The organism is Photobacterium carnosum, from assembly GCF_002849605.1.
Taxonomy (GTDB): Bacteria; Pseudomonadota; Gammaproteobacteria; order Enterobacterales; family Vibrionaceae; genus Photobacterium; species Photobacterium carnosum.
On record NZ_NPIB01000018.1, the window covers coordinates 43,493 to 61,811 of the forward strand.

Consider the following 18,319-nt stretch of genomic DNA (forward strand, 5'->3'; position numbering starts at 1 on the left):
GATAGCTTTATATGCATATAACTATAAATGTTTTTTTGCTATTAACAAGCTAGAACCCATCCGAAAAACAGATAGACAAGCTATTTATCTAACAACTCAGAAGCCTTACAACACCGTTGAGCTATAGCAATTGTTGAGGCTAACATCTTTGAGTCCATTGATTGCTGCAATGCTTTTTTATCTGCTTTTAATTGCATAACTTGCTGACGAAGTTGGTCTATAACCAATTGAGAATCATGTTGTTTTTTTACTTTTTCCTCTAATTTTTGAAATAAAGCCTCGACATCAACAACACTGTTCTCTATACCATCATCTGATATTGTCAATGCCTGTTGTCGCTGTGTTGCCTCTGCTGCAAGTTGCTTTACAAAGGATCCCATTTCATCGGCAGATCCAACGAGACGATTAAATATAAGCAAAAATGAACAAATTTCTGCATCAGTAGAAAAATTAGGATAACGTATTTTATGATCGATCTCGGTCCACGCTTCTTCAAAAATAGTTCTTACCTGTACTTCCGTAAAAACACACCGTTGTTGTAACTGAGTACCAAATACATAATGTAACGATCGATAACCTGCAGGATGTATTTTTACTTTAATATCCGCAGGTAATTTAGTTGAAACTTCATCATCACCATTTCTTACATAATAAACAGGTGGCTCTTCATACTGCCACTTACTCATTAAATAATCATGGATAACTAATCCATCATCTTTAAATAAATGTAGAGCCCGCACACCAATCAGATCAGTGACAATGGCATCATAGTTATATTGATTAATACCAAGATATTTAGTTTTGAATGTCGCAATATTAGGCTGTGTTTTTCTAACGATTTTTTCCATTAAATGCTGTGGTTTTTTTACTCGCCAGCGCACAGAATGGACATGTGAACATTGCTGAATAATACGTGCATATGATTCAGCGGTAACATTTAGTGCTTCAGTTCGTTGTTCGTGGCACAAGCCGATTGCTTTTAATTCCGACCACGTAATCTGACTGGCTTGCCACTGTTGTTGACTAATCCGATTTTGGTGCAGAAATTCATCTTCTGTCAAAAAAGCAATACTCATTTTAGCTCACTTATTAATAAAGAATATTTATCTATAAATATTAACAATCAATTAAATATTACATCGTTTATCAAATTTATAATTGAACATAAATTATGCTTTTCATCTATGTATTTCAACTTAATACAAACTTTAAAATGATAACAAAGTTACCACTAATGGCATTACTGCTTTATTGAATAATTTATCTTAATCACCTGTCGATAATAATCATCAACCGAGTTTGCTAACGAAAAATGATAAAAAGCATACAGTGATACATTTGTGTATACCGTATATTCTCCACCATCATCAAAATTAATATACAGACAATCATTAGTTGCATCATGTCCTATTTTCTTTATTGAATCAGAATTAACAACAAACCAATTAATCATTCATATTCACCCGTTATTCATTGAATAATTAATCATGCCAAAAACGCTATAATATACCTACATTTTTTTGCTTTTCATTATTTTTGCAGTCAAAAACGGCACTTAACTAACGCTTCACCTAGTTGTACTAGTCACTTTAAGGCCGCTCACGTAAACTGACCTCATTATTTTGGTACTTAATCGTTTAGGAATTGAGTAAAAACATGAAACGTATTCCAACAAATATTATTACTGGCTTCTTAGGTGCCGGAAAAACCACCGCTATTCTTTCTTTGCTCGCTCGCAAACCTAAACATGAAAAGTGGGCTATTTTAATTAATGAATTCGGTAATATTGGCGTTGATGGTGCCCTTCTAGAACAACAAGGAGCTATCATCAAAGAAGTTCCTGGTGGCTGTATGTGCTGTGTTGCAGGCTTACCCATGTCTGTAGGTATTAATGCGCTATTAGCTCAGAAACCTGACCGCTTATTACTTGAGCCAACAGGTTTGGGTCACCCAAAAGAAGTCATTCATAAATTAACATCAGAAAGCTACCGCAACTATGTCGATTTGCGCGCAACAATCACCGTGGTTGATCCTCGCCATTTTGCAGAGAGCATTTATACTGATAACGTTAATTTTCAAGATCAACTCGCATTAGCCGATGTCGTCGTTGCCAATAAAATTGATCAATGTGATGACTTTGATTTATACACGTTCCAAACAGCAATGGAAAAAGCGGAGCCTAAGAAAGCTCTTATTGCTGAAGTTGAACATGGCCGACTTGAACTTGAATGGCTTGATATTGAACGTACAGATCGTCAGGCACAGCATAGCCATCATCATGGTCACGACCAAACAGAACCACTACCAGAATTAGAATTAGCGCCTGGACAACAATTTATTCGCAAAGAAAACCATGGTCAGGGCTATCACAGTTGTGGCTGGTTCTTTGCCGCTGATCAATTATTTGAATTTTCAAAATTATTCAGTCTATTTTCAAACCTCAGTGCTAATCGTATTAAAGCGGTAGTGAATACTGAAAATGGTTGCTTTGCTTTTAACGTTGTTAATCAAGTTGTGTCAGTGAATGAACTCTCACTAGAAGGATTTGAATCGCGTATTGAAGTTATTGATAGTGAGATCTTACCGTGGGATGAACTGGAAAATATTCTATGTTCAATTACTGAAAATACGGTAGCTAAATAATCCAATTAATCCGTCGTTATAGATTCATCGCTCATACCAATTGCAGTAATAGTGAGAAATTTTATCACTTTACTGCTAGGTTATAAAATAGAGCTCATAAAAAGAAGGGAGCACAAATGCTAAACCCTAATACTGCTAAAACAGTCATTGATCACGCACTATTTCTTGGTGCTGATTTTGCTGAATTATTTATCGAGCACCATCAATCAAGCTCGGTTCAACTTATTTCATCTGAAATTGATAAAGTCAATTCAGGCATTGATTTTGGTATTGGTATCCGTCTATTTTTTGGACATAAAGTTCTCTACGGTTACACCAACAGCACTGATGAAGAAGAATTAAAACGCGTTACATCTTTACTTGCCGCTAAAGATAAGCGTGAGCAAATATTAACCGCAGGCACGCTTAACTTAAATCGTTATGACAATAAACATAGCTGTCAATTACCGCTTAGCCAAGATACCAATATGGCGGCTAAAATTGCATTTTTACGTCAAGCCGATCAAGCCGCTCGCGCCGAAAATGAAAAAATAGCCCAATTTATTGGTAGCGTTGCACAACGTGAACAACAAATTGAGATTTTCAACTCAGATGGCCTTCATATTGGTGACACGCGTCATTACACTCGAATTTCTGCTAATGCTGTTGCACAAAATGGCAGTGAGCAATCAACAGGTTATGAAGCACCGGGGGCATTTACAGGTTGGGAATTAAATACTCACCTTGACGCACAAAAACTGGGCCATGATGTTGCACAGCAAGCAATGGTTAAACTGTTTGCAGAAGCCTGCCCGTCAGGTAAAATGCCCGTCATTATAGGAAATGGTTTTGGTGGTGTTATCTTCCACGAAGCCTGTGGTCACTTACTTGAAACCACTTCTGTTGCTAAAAAAGCGTCGGTTTTTTACGATAAGATGGGCGAAATAATTGCTAATTCCGTTGTTAGTGCTGTTGATGATGGCACCATGACCAATCAATGGGGTTCAATCAACATTGATGATGAAGGCATGGAAACCCAACGCACTCAACTGATTAAAGACGGTCAACTAACCAGCTTTATGGTCGATCGTATGGGGGGCTTAAAAACAGGCTTCGCACGTACAGGTTCTGGTCGTCGTGAATCTTATAAGTTCGCCCCTACTTCACGTATGCGTAATACCTTTATTGAGCCAGGTACAAGCACTCTCGATGATATGCTTGCAGGTGTTGAACGTGGCATTTACGCAAAAAAAATGGGTGGAGGCTCAGTACAACCAGGTACAGGTGAATTTAACTTTGCTGTCCAAGAAGCGTATTTAGTTGAGAACGGTAAAATCACTAAACCACTAAAATCAGCGACATTAATCAGTACTGGTCCTAAAGTATTGAAAGAAATTAGCATGATAGGTAATGATTTCGCACTTGCCGCTGGCATGTGTGGATCGGTAAGTGGCTCCGTGCCAACAAGCGTCGGTCAGGCTGCATTGAAAGTTGATAATATTCTTGTGGGAGGTGGCAACTAATGACAGATCAAAACGCACTACAACAGGCCATCGATTACGTACTTGATCGTGTTAAAGCACAAGATGCTGCTGCCGATGTTATTGCAAACCGTAGTAACAATTTTTCATTAAAAGCTAACCAAGGTGAACTTGACGAATACAAAGTAACGTCAGGTCAGGTGATTGGTGTACGTGTAATTAAAGATCAACGTACCGCTACCAGTTATTCTGAATCACTGGATCTCGCAAGCCTTGATTTAATGGTTAATAATGCATTAATCAATGCTCAGTATTCTCAGCAAGATCCCCATCAAAACATCAGTTGTCTTGATAGCCGATTGGCGACAATAGACCCTGAAGTTTATCAAATCGAAACCGCTACCGTTGATGAAAAGATTGCTCTTGCATTGTCCCTAGAACAAGGTGTCGTTAGTAAACCTCACGCAACTAGTGCGCCTTATAATGGTTTTGCTGAATCTGATAGCCATGTCATTTTAGCTAACACTCAAGGGACATTGTGTAGCCATAATGAGCGGTCGACTTATTGCTATGCTTATACGCTGTATGAAAAAGACGGTAAACAAGCCATGCATGGTGGCATGTCATCAGGACGTGTCTTTAGTCAGTTAGATCCTAACTATTGTATTAACCACGGTTATGAAATGGCACAAGCACTATTAGACGGTGCTCCGATTGCCAGTAAACACTATTCAGTGATCTTTACACTCAGTGCATTAAGTAATTTATTCTCAGCTTATGGCATGTGCCTGTCAGGACAAGCCGCAATGAAAGGGATAAACCCTTGGCGTGACGCACTTTTTACGCCAATTGCAAGTTCGCTACTGACCATTACAGATACTGCCTATGTCAATGGCGGCTTTGCGATTAAAGCATTTGATAGTGAAGGATTTGCAACCCGTGATACTTTATTAATTAGCGAAGGTAAATTACAGAGCTTATTGCACAATAGCCATACAGCCAGCTACTTTGGCATTGAAAATACTGCCAATGCTTCACGCTCAGCAAAAGGGGGCTTAGGTGTTGGTGGATCGCATACCGTTATTCAGACAGGAAATAGCTCAGAAGCAGAAATCACTGCAGGCGAATACCTTGAGCTAGTCGAGCTACAAGGTGTACATTCAGGTGCAGATGCCGTTAGTGGTGATTTTTCATTTGGGGCTAGTGGTTTTCTATGTCGTGATGGACAACGTCTACAAGCCGTACGTGGTATTACGGTTGCGGGTAATTTTTACCAAATGATCAAAGAAATTGATGCCGTAGGTACTCAACTCGATAACGATTATAGCCGTAGTTTCTATGCGCCTAAAATCCGCTTTACGCGTTTGAATATTGCCGGAAAATAATACACTTATTAATGATAAACCTTACTGATACTTATATTCAGTAAGGTTTTTTTTGCGCTAACTCAAATACTTGTCTATTTTCATCTTCACAACTAACAATCTTTATTATTAGATTTAAGATCTTCCACAAAATGCGATAACATAGAAAAAACACCTAATAAGAATAAGACTATGAATCTTACCGCCATTGCAACACTGCAAATGAATAATAAAATGTTTGCTAACCCACGTCGTATCGCACTATTAAAAGCCATTGATGTAACAGGCTCTATCAGTCAAGGCGCTAAATTAGCAGGCATTAGCTATAAAGCAGCCTCTGATGCGATTAAAGATATGAATACTAACAATGAACAGCCGTTAGTTAACTGTGAGAAAGGCGGTAAAGGCGGCGGTGGTGCAACACTGACGCGATTTGGTCAACGTCTAATCCAGATGTATGATCTTTTAAATAAAATTCAAGACATGGGCTTACAAGCGCTTAATGATGATAATGCACCACTTGATAGTTTACTCGGTGTTATGAGCCGTTTTTCATTACAAACCAGTGCGCGTAATCAATTATTTGGACATATATCTGCCATTGAAACCCATGATTTACATGATATCGTCACGATAGCTATTACAGACAATCACCATATCCAAGCAACAATTACTCATGGTAGTACCCTGCGCTTACATCTAGAACAAAATAAAGATGTAGTAACCTTAGTCAAAGGTCCTGCTATTACAGTTTGTAGTGAAGAAAATTTAATTCATGGTAAGCGTGATCGGTTTGATAACCAATTACTAGGTACACTGACTGCAATGAAACAAGATCGTCAGTCAACAGAAATTACTATTAGTTTAAACGATGAGATAAGTATTTGTGCTTTCGTTGATAATCAAGATTTAATGGATGAAACTTTACGTTTAGGTATGCCGATTTACGCCTTATTTCATTCAACTCACGTGATTGTTGCAAGTATGTGTTAAATAGCTAATTTACACTCAATAATAGCCCTATGCTCAACGGAGTGAGCTGATTATTATCATCAATTTTTTTATAAGCCTAAGCTACATTCTTCTGAAAAAGCATTGTAGTTAAAACCTTGTCTTATACAATCAGTAAAATGAGCATAGTCTTCATATTGCTGAATAATAATCAAACCACAAGCAATAAATACAAAAACGAGAGTGACCATATTCAACCAAATCTTTTTCTGTTTTAGTGAACATAAAAAAAGTGTAACTGATAATGGCACACAAGCAATGCTTACAAACCAAAGTGTCGCTGATGAAAATACCATTCTTATATAACCGTTAAAATACAATTAACACTACTAGCATTTTAACGCTTTTTTACTCAAATATGAGTTTTAATTTAAAAAATATACTTATTTGGCAAAAAAATAACACAAATAAAGATATATTTAAAAATAACGTTGCTTATATGAACGTTTCTCTATTGCATATACATCATTATACCTATTGGCAATAACTGCCAATAAGCACAATGATTATAAAATAATACTGAATTTAAATTAATAATTAAATAACAAGACCGCCATCCACTTTCAATACTTGTCCCGTAATAAAGCTCGATTGAGCACTCGCTAAAAATAATGCACTATTAGCAATATCTTGCGCCTTACCCATTCGTTTTAATGGCGTTTTCGACGTCATATGCTTAATAACTTTTTCAGGTAAATCAACAGTCATCGGTGTTTCTACAAACCCTGGAGCAATACAATTCGCACGAACTTGCGCGCCCTTACGAGCAAACTCTTTCGCCCATGATTTCGTCATCGCAATCACGCCAGCTTTGGTTGCGGCATAGTTAGTTTGACCAATATTACCATCCGTCCCCACAACTGAAGACATGGTAATAATGGAGCCAATACCCGCTTGCATCATCACAGGAGCGATCGCTTGGGTCATATTAAACACACCTTTAAGATTAACATCTATGACGAGATCCCAGTCAGACTCTGTCATTTTATCAATCAAATTATCACGGGTGATGCCAGCATTATTCACTAATACATCAATATGTCCATATTGCTCTGTAAGCTGCTTTACCGCTTTTGCAACCCCTTTTCGGTCACATACATTAAGCTCTAATGCGGTAACATTTGGGAACTGCTGCTCTAAATCAACCATCGTTCCCATATTCATATCACAAGCGATAACACGTGTTGCATTTTGACGTGCAAATGTTTCAACAATACAACGACCAATTCCCTGGGCTCCACCTGTTACAAGACAAACCTTACCTGTTAGCATATCCTTCCCCTTAATATTATCGTCCTACAATAAAATCAAAACTTTAGCGCTCAATATTTAGTTTAGATAACTCTCGCTTGAATACTTATCTCAATATCACAAGACACAATTGCAAAAATGAAACAACACAATCAAACTCAATTATAAACAAATGCAACACAGCGCATAATCAGTATACTCTAATCATTATTAATGAATACAAATTAACCAATTAATACAGGGGAAATAATGTTAGATAAGATTATTTTTTCTTAATATTGTTTGATATCAGTCAGTAACAGAAGCCGCGAAGCAATATGGAATTTCAACATCAATGGGACCAGTTTGATTTTTGAACAAAATGGCGAATATAATTCAATACAAATTTCACGTACGGTTGAAATTGATAACAGGGAGATTTAAAAGAATATCGCACTTACAGGAGGGGGAATTGCTTATTTACCCTATAGTAAAATTCAAGATTACTTACAACAAAATAAATTAGTGTCAGTGCTTAACAACTATATTAGCAGCGAATTTGAACCTAAGCCGTAATGTTATCAAAAAAAACACACAAAAAAGCCAGACTTTCGTCTGGCTTTTTTATCACACTAGCGCAAATTATGCGTCAGTACGAGGCTTACGGTCGCCAGCTGGACGCGCTGCAGCAGCAGCACCATCACGGTTACCACGGTAGCCACCACGAGTGTCGTTGCCACGGTTGCGATCGAAACGACGTTCGCCACCACGTTCACCACCACGGTTGCTATCACGGCTACCACGATGACCAGTACGCTCGCCACCATCACGGTTGCCAGCAGTACGTGGACGATGTTCACGCAATACTTCACCTTCAACAACAACTGCTTTAACGTCATTCTGGCGAATACGTAGTTTCTGCAATTGCGCTGTAACTTCTGCTGTCATCTTCTTAGGAAGTTGAACAAAAGTATGTGAAGGTGCAAGTTTAATCGCACCGATGAACTCTTTGCTTAAGCCAAGTTCGTTTGCGATTGCGCCAACGATATCTTTAACTTGAACACCTTGCTCACGGCCAACTTGTAATTGGTAAGTATCCCAATCAGCGCTGTTGAAAGTGCGACGTTCGCCACGATCACCACCACGTTCGCCACCACGTTCAGGACGATCGCCACGACGTTCGCCACGATCAGGACGGTCACCACGGCGTTCGCCACGATCACTACCACGATCATCACGGTCACCACGACGCTCACGACGTTGTGATTCACGCTCAATAGCTGCTAGCATTGGATCTGGACCTTTATAGAATAAAGGACGGTTACCTTGCTGGCGCTGAAGAAGCATTGCTGCTAGCGTTGCTGCATCAACATCAATTGATACTTGTAGTTTTTCTATAAGCTCAACAAATGCTTCAACACTTGTTTGTTCTTTCTGTGCAACTAATTCTTCGCCTAACTTATTAAGACGAGATGCTGCAACTAGATCACGTAGAGGAAGTTGAATTTCTTCCATACGAGACTTAGTTACACGCTCAATAGTACGTAGCATGCGGATTTGGTTAGTACGAACCAATAGGATCGCTTTACCTTCACGTCCAGCACGACCAGTACGACCGATGCGGTGAATGTATGATTCAACATCAAATGGGATATCGTAGTTGAATACGTGTGTAATACGTGCAACGTCTAGGCCACGTGCTACAACGTCAGTTGCAACTAGAATATCAATCACGCCACGTTTGATATGATCAACAGTACGCTCACGTAGCGACTGAGGAATATCACCGTGAAGTGCCGCAGCTTTAAAGCCACGAGCAGATAACCAATCAGCTAGACGCTCAGTATCTTGACGAGTACGAACGAATACGATTGATGCATCTGTATTTTCAGTTTCAAGAAGACGACTCATTGCTTCGTCTTTCTCTACGCCCTTAACAATCCAAAATTGTTGAGATACTTGAGCAACAGTACGGTTCTCACCAGCAACGTCGATGCGTGCTGGATCACGTAGGAAACGATCAACGATTTCTTTAACGATTGGAGGCATAGTTGCAGAGAAAAGTACACGTTGTGCAGTTTCTGGTGCTTGTTCCATGATCCAAGTAACGTCGTCAACGAAACCCATTTTTAGCATTTCATCAGCTTCATCAAGAACGAAAGTAGATACTTCGTCTAGGTGAAGTTGCTTACGTGTAATAAGGTCTTTAACACGACCCGGAGTACCAACAACAATGTGAGTACCATTTTTTAGTGCACGCATTTGATCAACGATAGAAGCACCACCGTAAATCTCAAGAACCTTAAGCCCCTTGATGTTTTGACCAAGTACTTTAATTTCTGCAGCAACCTGAATTGCAAGCTCACGTGTTGGAGCCATAACAATAGCTTGTGGCTTATGCTGAGAAAGATCTACTTTATTCAGTACAGGCAACGAAAACGCTGCTGTTTTACCAGTACCCGTCTGTGCTTTACCAAGCGCATCCGTACCAGTTAGAAGTAGAGGTATTGCCGCCGCCTGGATAGGTGTAGGCGCAACAAAACCCATAGAATCTAGTGCGGATAATAGTGTGTCGGCCAACTTCAGTTGGCGAAATTCTGTAACAGTTTCTTGCATTGGGATCCCAATATATGATCAACTTAAAAACGGGGCCCCTTTGCTACAGAGGGTTCTGCAACAGCAACCACTAGCACGGGCCTCGACTAATAGGGGCATATTGTGGGCTAATACTTGATAAAAAGCCAGAAAAAATTGAGCAACGTCACAAAATAACTCACAAACACCCATTTATTGAACAAATAGTACGTTGGATAAACATTTCACGATCTTACATAGATTATCAATTGACTATGTTGTTGAAAATACGAGCAATACTATAATGTAAATCTAGTCTTGCTGCCTTAAACTCGCTTTTGTTATTAGATTAGGGTAATCATTTGTTAGTATTTTTATATTGATTGTTATCTTCTCTGCTCTTTATAGAAGTTAGTTTTTTATTTTTACTTTTTTATTTCTTTCTTTCCTAAAAAAAACATTGTTACTAATTGTTTTAAAATGATTTTTAATAAAACAAACACCTCTTTATCCTGTTCTTTTCGTTAGCCGTGAACAACAAAAAGTAAAATATAGCAGTTTAAAGTTATTTTTTGTTTCTAATTAATATTTTTACAACGTTTTATATTTATCGTCATATTTTGTCATTAATTATTTATTTAATGACATAAAACATAAAAAATTAAATATAACTAATTGATTTTATGAAAAATACCAATACTGAAGAAAATTAAAACAGTCAAATCTTGGTTTTATATGACCAAAAACGTATAGTGTCTATGTCGATAATCTGAGACCAGACATAATGTTTCAAGATAACCCGCTGTTAGCACAGCTAAAAAAGCAAATACAAGAAACACTTCCTAAAAAGGAAGGTTATATCAAAGCAACAGATCGTGGCTTTGGCTTTCTAGAAACTGATAACAAAGAAAGCATCTTCATTCCGCCAACATATATGAAAAACGTTATGCACGGTGATCGTGTTATTGCCGTTCTTCGTACTGAAAAAGAGCGTGAAGTTGCTGAACCACAAGAGCTTGTTGAGCAAGCAATTACACGCTTTATTGGTCGTGTGAAACTGATCCGTAATCGCCTACATGTCATTCCAGATCACCCTCAATTAAAAGAAGCGATTAAAGCACGTACCATAAAAGGCCTTAATCCCGAAACATTAAAAGAAGGTGATTGGGTTGTTGCTGAGCTTACTCAACACCCTCTAGCCGCTAGCAATCAACCATTTTTCTGCGAAGTGAATCAAAAAATCACTGACAGTAATGACAAAATTGCACCTTGGTGGGTTACTCTTGCGCGTCATCAACTACCGAATGCAGAACCTGCACCTCAAGATAGTTGGACCATGCTTGATGAAGGTATTGAACGCCAAGATTTAACTGATTTGCCCTTCATTACTATTGATGGCGAATCAACTAAAGATATGGATGATGCTTTATATACTGTTGCTAAAGATGACGGTAGTTTTGAGATCACCATAGCGATTGCTGATCCTACATCTTATATCGCTGTTGGTGATAAGATGGATGATGAAGCACGTGAACGTGGGTTTACCATTTATCTTCCTGGCCGTAACATCCCAATGCTGCCACGCGAGCTAAGTGACGAATTATGTTCGCTTATCGAAAATGAAAAACGCCCTGTTTTATGCTGTCATGTTTCTATTGATAATACGGGTGTTATTCAAGACGACATCACGTTCTTTGGTGCATGGATCAAATCTCAAGGCCGCTTATCTTATGACAATGTTTCCGACTTCCTTGAAAACGGTCATTGTGATAATTGGACGCCAAACGCAGCGATAGAACAACAAATTGTTGCTCTACAAGGTTTTGCAACGTTACGTGCTGATTGGCGTATGGCAAATGCGGTGGTATTCCCAGATCGTCCAGATTACCGTTTTGAGTTAAGTGAAGATAACGACGTAGTGGCGATTCATACCGATTTACGTCGTATTGCTAATCGCATGATCGAAGAAGCGATGATCACTGCCAACATTTGTGCGGGTCGAGCTTTAAAAGAAAAGTTTGCGACAGGTGTATTTAACGTTCATAGCGGCTTCCATCCTGAAAAGCTTGATACTGCGATGGAATTTATTACCAATGCAGAAGCACCGTTTACTAAAGAAGAAATTGTTACTTTAGAAGGCTTCAGTGCATTACGTCGTTGGTTAAATACCTTAGATAGTACTTATCTTGATAATCGTTTACGTAAATTCCAAGCTTACAGTGAAGTGGCTAATACACCAGCACCACACTATGCAATGGGTCTGGATGTTTACGCGACATGGACATCACCAATACGTAAATACGGCGATATGATCAATCACCGTTTACTTAAAGCACTCATCACAGGTAATGAACCAACACAACAGCCAGATGACAGCGTAGGTGATGAAATTGCTAATCATCGTCGTCATCACCGCATGGCTGAACGTGATGTGTCTGATTGGCTATACGTTCGTTTACTTAAAGATGCAGTGAAGAAAGAAACTATCTTTAAAGCTGAAATCTTTGATATCAACCGCGCAGGTATGCGTGTACGCCTACTTGAAAATGGCGCTGCAGCCTTTATTCCAGGCTCGCTAATTGTTGATAATAAAGAACGTATTGTATGTAGTGGAGATCTTGGCATTATCAATATTGATGGTGTTAAAGAGTACCAACTTGGTGATACCTTTGAAGTGAAGTTAGCGGAAGTTCGCACTGCAACACGTCAATTAATCGCAAGACCTGTACAACAATACCCTGCACCAATCGTTACTTCAGCGCCAGAACAAGCAACAGACGCTCAAGAAAAAGCATAACGATTTTAATCGGCTTTACAGCAATAAAAGGCCAGTATTTACTGGCCTTTTTTACATCTTTCACACTATTATTCCAATATAAATAATTCAAAGAAGTCAGCATTTAATGTCAAATAATAATTCAAAAAACAATAATCCAGAAAGTAATACGCCAGAAAAACGCCAACTTATTGAGCAGCAAGTAAAACAATGGCTTGAAGATGTCGTTATCGGGCTAAATTTGTGTCCCTTTGCTGCTAAGCCTAATCGTAATAAACAAATCAGAATATTTGTAAGCGAAGACGATAATGAAAATGATCTGCTTGAAACCATTTACATGCAGTTCAAAGAGTTAGATGAAACACCACCAGAAACGCTTGAAACCATTTTGGTCGTAGCACCTTACTTATTTGAAGAATTTGATGATTACAATCAATTCCTTGATCTTATTGAAGGGCTAGTGGTTCAATTAGGTAAAAGTGGCACCTACCAAATTGCTAGTTTCCACCCTAATTACTGTTTCTATGGTGCAGAACCTGATGATGCAGAAAACTTGACCAACCGTTCACCATACCCTGTATTTCATCTTATCCGCGAAGAAAGTATGGCGAAAGTAATCAAACATTACCCAAACCCTGAAGCTATTCCCGAGCGTAATATCGAATGTGTTGAAAATTTAACACCAGAACAAATGCGTCAGTTATTTCCCTACTTAATCAAATAACTATGTGTTTTCTTTTCGTTATAATTACGTGAAGCAATAACAATAAAATGACGGCAATATCCAATTATTGTCGTTATTTATTTGTTATATTAATGTCCTACTACATTTTCTGTTGAGGGCTTATTATTAAATGTTGTTATTGTCACGTTTACACTCACCAAATACTCGCTTTATACTGCCCTTTGTTATCACCACTCTAATGATTCTTAGCTATCCCCTATTGACGCCTTTCATAACGACATATGCCCAGCTCTGGATTAAGCTTCCGTTTATCTTATTGGGTACGGTTGTTATTTTAAATTACAAACTGCCTCAAGCTCAAAGTGGATCTATTGCCATTGTTATGTTGATCGCTTACAGCGTTATTATTTATTGGTTACAAACCTCGTTAGCCAATACTGATACTAAATTAATTTTTTGTCTTTTAGCTACATTATTACCACTTAACCTTTTGTTACTACGCTTTATTTATCTACCAAAGCTATTTTCAGTTGCTACAACAATACTCTTACTCGGGCTTAGTCTTCAATATGGCATTACCGCCACTATCTGTTATTTCTATCAGGTGGCTTTTTCAAACTGGCAACAAACCCACCTTTTTACTTATCACAACATCTCATCACTACCACTCATTTTAATTATATTTAATCTTGCTATAAGCTGTGGGGCGGGCGCACTAACAGTCAAATACCATCGTCGTATTGATCGTCATATTTTCATATGCAGTTTATTAGCAACAACGACATTTATCTTTTTCCATTATCCTTTTATCTCAAGTACTACTTTTATCATCTGTGCCCTCTTTCTATTAACCGATCTTGGTTATTGCCGCTATCAACAAAACCTCTGTGATCCATTAACTCAATTGGCGGATCATCGAGCCCTTTCGCTATCCTTATCTCAGTTACAGCAAGATTACACTATCGTCGTCATTGACATTGATAATCAGGCTAAAATCATTGCTAAACATCACCCACAAGCCATTAATGATATTCAGCGTTCCATTGCGGCACAATTAGCACTACAGTCTCAACATTCAGAACATCTCTATTTTGTATCACAGCAATTTATTATGATTTTTGAAGATAGAAAAATAGTTGAATGTCAGTCAATAATAGAACGATTACAACAAGATATTGGTGCAGAAAAATATATTATAGAGCCAATTATTATTGAACCACTACCCGATCAAACTGAAACAAAAGCAAAAAAAGGACGCAAAAAAACAATAAAAGTCACGGTAAGCGCAGGAATAAGCACTTCTCATGTAGATCAATCAGCTCTCACGGTTGTACAACAAGCAATTGATGTCTTACAGGCCGCACAACAAGCTAAAAAGAAGAAAAACAATCAAATCTATGTCTCAGAAACCAACAACACATCAAGCTAACAATAAAGATACCTATCTATAAATGGAGAATCTCTATCATTAATACAAGCTTAAATGAATCAAATAGCGTCAATCCACTATTTGATATTTTGGTATAAAATAAATAAGAGGTAATAATTAATAGTCAGTCACTAACTGGGAGAATTAAAATGAACAATCAAGATAGAATTGAAGACATGGAACAAAAAATATCCATTGCCTATCAAGAAGGTCATTTTGAGCAAGCTAAAGCCCTTGAGAAAACACTTAAACGTATTCGTGGGCATCATAATTTATATGATGAAAACGATCCATACTCCCTTGAAGGCCGAATTTTTAACGATGATGAATAGCATATCAATGGATAAGTAAAGCAAAATACGTTTACTTATCCATTGCATAGTTTACTGTAAATGAATAACAACAATATAAGCAATTAGCCATGACTATTGTATCTCTGTACTGTGCATTTTTTCATGTAAAATAATACCCGTGTATAAATCCATTTCTAGCTCAACAGCTTCGCCCACTCTATTACGTGCTTTTACTGCAATTTCATTATGCTTTCGTTCGATCTTTATCATTCTAAAATCATAATAACCGTCAGATTCAAGTTGTTTCATTGCATTAGGTACGCTTAACATACTAACTGCACTGGTATCTACAGGATCAGCATAAGCAATATAGCTCTGTAATAAGTAACACATACTGCTGCTAATAAATAACACCTTAACACTTCTGATCACTTGTCCCCCTTAATAGCACACTGGCTAGCGTTAATATTAACCATATAAATATTCTCTCTTTTATACAAAGCAAGAATTAAGCCAATAATTAACATAAAACAACGCTATTTTATCTTAATTAGACCATAAAAATACAAATGATAACGTATTCGAAAACTATGATATCAATAAAAAACCACACAGACAGTGGCCTATAATAACTTATCGCATTATGGTAATTACTAATAAGAACACCATTGCCATACATGTTGCCGTTATGGAGCATCATCAATTTAAAGGATAGCATTATGTCAGTATTACATCGTATCGAAACTGATAGCATGGGTGACATTGAAGTCCCGCAAGACGCGCTTTATCAAGCCCAAACACAACGCGCAATCAACAACTTTCCTATCAGCGATTTAACCATGCCAAGTGCATTTATTCAGGCACTCGCCTATGTAAAACAAGCGGCGGCGCGTACTAACCTTGAGCTACACCTGATTGAGAATAAAACAGCGCATGCCATTATCGATAGTTGCCAGCTTATTATTGATGGCGCTCACCATGATCAATTCCCTATCGATATATTCCAAACAGGATCTGGCACCAGTTCTAACATGAATGCCAATGAAGTTATCGCAACGTTAGCCTCACAGCAATTAGGTACAACAATTAGTCCTAATGATGATGTTAATCGCGGCCAAAGCAGTAACGATGCCATTCCAACGGCTATTCAAGTCAGTGCCGTCGTAACCTGCCACCAGCAATTATTGCCAGCTTTAAAATATTTAGAACGGGCGCTAGAAAATAAAAGTCAGCAATTAAAGGATTGTGTAAAAACCGGTCGTACTCACTTAATGGATGCGATGCCGATTACGTTTGGACAGGAATTAGGCGGATGGCAAAGTCAAATTGAGCATGCTCGATATGGCATTGAACAAGCATTAGAAAATGTTTCTGCATTAGCACAAGGTGGAACTGCAGTTGGAACGGGTATCAATACTCATCCGCATTTTGCAGCTATATTTGCTAAAAATATTGCTATCGCAACCGCAGTACCGTTTACGACTAGCAGTAATTTCTTTTATAGCATGAGTAGCCAAGATGCTGTCGTTGCTTTATCGGGCCAATTAAAGACCCTTGCCGTCGCCATCATGAAAATATCCAATGATTTACGGTGGATGAATTCAGGTCCATTAGCGGGTTTAGGTGAGATTGAATTAGAACCATTACAACCAGGCTCATCCATTATGCCAGGTAAAGTAAACCCTGTGATCCCAGAAGCGGCAGCAATGGTTGCCGCACAAGTAATAGGTAATGACGCAACCATTACCGTTGCTGGTCAATCGGGTAACTTTCAACTCAATGTTATGCTACCCGTTATTACCTATAACTTACTGCAAAGTATCAGTTTATTAGCCACAACCTCAATGCAATTAGCCGATAAAGCAATTACAACGTTTACAGTCTGTGACGAACACTTAAAACAAGCACTGAGTAAAAATCCGATTCTTATCACCGCGTTAAACCCAGTAATTGGTTATTTAAAAGCAGCCACTATTGCCAAAAAAGCCTATAAAGAACAACGTCCTATTATTGATGTTGCAGAACAAGAAACTAATTTAAGTCGCGCAGAGCTTGAATCATTATTAGATCCTAAAAAGCTAACTCAGGGCGGTATTGCAAAATAACGACCATCCTAATATCAGAATATAAAACATTGTTCAATTTTTAAACATTGATATAATAAACGCTGGTATTCAGCAATAAAACACCACCATTACTTGTTCAATCGTAAAACTGGATGTAACGTATAATATAAATAAACGCCAGTTCAATACCTTGGGCTGGATATCTCTTACAAGCAAAGAGCATTATTAATGAAAAAATTTGTTTTAGCCGCAGCTATCGCATCAACACTTTTTTTAGCAGGTTGTAGTGATAAAGTTGACGAGTCCACAATTACTAATGTTGTTCAAACAAGCCAGTATGAACAACCTAATCTAGGTATTACTGCAAAAACGACACCTTTTGAAGTGAAAAACCTTAAGATTACTAAAGTATTACTTGATACTAAAACAGATTACAAAGCAGAAGTAAGCTACGATTTAGTTGCTAATAAGAGCTTAGACGAGTTTAAAACCTCAATGAAAGCACTAGCAGCAAAACCAAAAGCACCAGATACTGCCGCTGACACCACAACAGATGATATGTCATCAGCATTACATACCCTAAAGAACAATCTTGCGGCTGAAGTAATGGTTGTTGCATTTAGTGCTAAATACGGTGATTTCAAAGCAGGACAAACAGTTGATACTGTTAATGAGACTGTATCAATGCAAAAAGTAAATGATCAATGGATTAAAGATTAATTATTTGATCATAAAGCCAAAAAATAGAATAAAAACCGCCTCTCTGATTGAGGCGTTTTTTTTTAAAA

The 18,319-nt window shown here is 38.0% G+C and carries 16 protein-coding genes; 10 read left to right on the forward strand and 6 right to left on the reverse strand.

The features are described 5' to 3' along the window. Positions 1-80 precede the first annotated feature (80 nt). Complete coding sequence (locus CIK00_RS14110) at positions 81-1,076, reverse strand: RelA/SpoT domain-containing protein (protein WP_101769469.1); 996 nt, start codon at positions 1,074-1,076, stop codon at positions 81-83. A 164-nt stretch (positions 1,077-1,240) separates the two neighbouring features. Continuing rightward, entirely contained in the window at positions 1,241-1,453 is a 213-nt protein-coding gene (locus tag CIK00_RS21710) for a KTSC domain-containing protein (protein ID WP_101769470.1), read from the reverse strand. A gap of 203 nt (positions 1,454-1,656) precedes the next feature. Here CIK00_RS21710 and CIK00_RS14120 point away from each other — a divergent pair, with 203 nt between their 5' ends. The 4 genes from CIK00_RS14120 to CIK00_RS14135 all read left to right on the forward strand — a co-directional run bounded on the left by CIK00_RS14120 (position 1,657) and on the right by CIK00_RS14135 (position 6,460). After that, positions 1,657-2,643, forward strand: a complete 987-nt coding sequence (locus CIK00_RS14120; RefSeq protein ID WP_101769471.1) for a CobW family GTP-binding protein — start codon at positions 1,657-1,659, stop codon at positions 2,641-2,643. Positions 2,644-2,759: 116 nt separating this feature from the next. Next, positions 2,760-4,145 (forward strand): TldD/PmbA family protein, encoded by a 1,386-nt coding sequence (locus tag CIK00_RS14125; protein WP_101769472.1) that lies wholly within the window; start codon positions 2,760-2,762, stop codon positions 4,143-4,145. Continuing rightward, complete coding sequence (locus CIK00_RS14130; RefSeq protein ID WP_101769473.1) at positions 4,145-5,488, forward strand: TldD/PmbA family protein; 1,344 nt, start codon at positions 4,145-4,147, stop codon at positions 5,486-5,488. The genes CIK00_RS14125 and CIK00_RS14130 overlap by 1 nt, the downstream gene beginning before the upstream one ends. 171 nt (positions 5,489-5,659) lie before the next feature. Further along, positions 5,660-6,460 (forward strand): TOBE domain-containing protein, encoded by an 801-nt coding sequence (locus tag CIK00_RS14135; protein WP_101769474.1) that lies wholly within the window; start codon positions 5,660-5,662, stop codon positions 6,458-6,460. 68 nt (positions 6,461-6,528) lie between these two features. On the opposite strand, the gene CIK00_RS21335 is transcribed toward CIK00_RS14135, so the two are convergent. The 3 genes from CIK00_RS21335 to CIK00_RS14155 form a co-directional block, all read right to left on the reverse strand. Then, positions 6,529-6,669, reverse strand: coding sequence for a hypothetical protein (locus CIK00_RS21335; protein ID WP_167388565.1), 141 nt, complete (start codon positions 6,667-6,669; stop codon positions 6,529-6,531). A 346-nt stretch (positions 6,670-7,015) separates the two neighbouring features. Beyond that, positions 7,016-7,750 (reverse strand): 3-oxoacyl-ACP reductase FabG, encoded by a 735-nt coding sequence (gene fabG, locus CIK00_RS14145; RefSeq protein WP_101769476.1) that lies wholly within the window; start codon positions 7,748-7,750, stop codon positions 7,016-7,018. 600 nt (positions 7,751-8,350) lie between these two features. After that, positions 8,351-10,324, reverse strand: coding sequence for a DEAD/DEAH box helicase (locus CIK00_RS14155; RefSeq protein WP_101769477.1), 1,974 nt, complete (start codon positions 10,322-10,324; stop codon positions 8,351-8,353). Positions 10,325-11,066: 742 nt separating this feature from the next. Between CIK00_RS14155 and CIK00_RS14160 the strand changes: the two genes are divergently transcribed. The 4 genes from CIK00_RS14160 to CIK00_RS14175 all read left to right on the forward strand — a co-directional run bounded on the left by CIK00_RS14160 (position 11,067) and on the right by CIK00_RS14175 (position 15,504). Then, the gene (locus tag CIK00_RS14160; protein WP_101769478.1) at positions 11,067-13,079 is read left to right on the forward strand and encodes an exoribonuclease II; all 2,013 of its coding nucleotides are present in this window, start codon (positions 11,067-11,069) and stop codon (positions 13,077-13,079) included. 106 nt (positions 13,080-13,185) lie between these two features. Continuing rightward, positions 13,186-13,782 carry a DUF1415 domain-containing protein gene (locus tag CIK00_RS14165; RefSeq protein WP_101769479.1) on the forward strand — a complete coding sequence of 199 codons (597 nt, stop codon included), beginning with the start codon at positions 13,186-13,188 and terminating at the stop codon, positions 13,780-13,782. Between the two features lie 130 nt (positions 13,783-13,912). Beyond that, a complete protein-coding gene (locus tag CIK00_RS14170) occupies positions 13,913-15,172 on the forward strand; it encodes a nucleotidyl cyclase domain-containing protein (protein WP_101769480.1) in 1,260 nt (419 codons plus the stop codon). A 149-nt stretch (positions 15,173-15,321) separates the two neighbouring features. Further along, positions 15,322-15,504, forward strand: coding sequence for a hypothetical protein (locus CIK00_RS14175; protein ID WP_045029599.1), 183 nt, complete (start codon positions 15,322-15,324; stop codon positions 15,502-15,504). Positions 15,505-15,597: 93 nt separating this feature from the next. Here the strand turns inward: CIK00_RS14175 and CIK00_RS14180 are convergent, their stop codons facing one another. Further along, the gene (locus tag CIK00_RS14180; protein ID WP_233426569.1) at positions 15,598-15,897 is read right to left on the reverse strand and encodes a PepSY domain-containing protein; all 300 of its coding nucleotides are present in this window, start codon (positions 15,895-15,897) and stop codon (positions 15,598-15,600) included. 287 nt (positions 15,898-16,184) lie between these two features. Between CIK00_RS14180 and CIK00_RS14185 the strand changes: the two genes are divergently transcribed. Beyond that, the gene (locus CIK00_RS14185) at positions 16,185-17,570 is read left to right on the forward strand and encodes a class II fumarate hydratase (RefSeq protein WP_101769482.1); all 1,386 of its coding nucleotides are present in this window, start codon (positions 16,185-16,187) and stop codon (positions 17,568-17,570) included. A 189-nt stretch (positions 17,571-17,759) separates the two neighbouring features. Then, a complete protein-coding gene (locus CIK00_RS14190; RefSeq protein WP_101769483.1) occupies positions 17,760-18,251 on the forward strand; it encodes a hypothetical protein in 492 nt (163 codons plus the stop codon). The last annotated feature ends 68 nt before the right edge of the window (positions 18,252-18,319 follow it).

Coding starts and splice junctions, on each gene's coding strand:
- CIK00_RS14110 (WP_101769469.1), bottom strand. CDS start 1,076: ATGAGTATTGCTTTTTTGACAGAAGATGAATTTCTGCACCAAAATCGG.
- CIK00_RS21710 (WP_101769470.1), bottom strand. CDS start 1,453: ATGATTAATTGGTTTGTTGTTAATTCTGATTCAATAAAGAAAATAGGA.
- CIK00_RS14120 (WP_101769471.1), top strand. CDS start 1,657: ATGAAACGTATTCCAACAAATATTATTACTGGCTTCTTAGGTGCCGGA.
- CIK00_RS14125 (WP_101769472.1), top strand. CDS start 2,760: ATGCTAAACCCTAATACTGCTAAAACAGTCATTGATCACGCACTATTT.
- CIK00_RS14130 (WP_101769473.1), top strand. CDS start 4,145: ATGACAGATCAAAACGCACTACAACAGGCCATCGATTACGTACTTGAT.
- CIK00_RS14135 (WP_101769474.1), top strand. CDS start 5,660: ATGAATCTTACCGCCATTGCAACACTGCAAATGAATAATAAAATGTTT.
- CIK00_RS21335 (WP_167388565.1), bottom strand. CDS start 6,669: ATGGTCACTCTCGTTTTTGTATTTATTGCTTGTGGTTTGATTATTATT.
- fabG (WP_101769476.1), bottom strand. CDS start 7,750: ATGCTAACAGGTAAGGTTTGTCTTGTAACAGGTGGAGCCCAGGGAATT.
- CIK00_RS14155 (WP_101769477.1), bottom strand. CDS start 10,324: ATGCAAGAAACTGTTACAGAATTTCGCCAACTGAAGTTGGCCGACACA.
- CIK00_RS14160 (WP_101769478.1), top strand. CDS start 11,067: ATGTTTCAAGATAACCCGCTGTTAGCACAGCTAAAAAAGCAAATACAA.
- CIK00_RS14165 (WP_101769479.1), top strand. CDS start 13,186: ATGTCAAATAATAATTCAAAAAACAATAATCCAGAAAGTAATACGCCA.
- CIK00_RS14170 (WP_101769480.1), top strand. CDS start 13,913: ATGTTGTTATTGTCACGTTTACACTCACCAAATACTCGCTTTATACTG.
- CIK00_RS14175 (WP_045029599.1), top strand. CDS start 15,322: ATGAACAATCAAGATAGAATTGAAGACATGGAACAAAAAATATCCATT.
- CIK00_RS14185 (WP_101769482.1), top strand. CDS start 16,185: ATGTCAGTATTACATCGTATCGAAACTGATAGCATGGGTGACATTGAA.
- CIK00_RS14190 (WP_101769483.1), top strand. CDS start 17,760: ATGAAAAAATTTGTTTTAGCCGCAGCTATCGCATCAACACTTTTTTTA.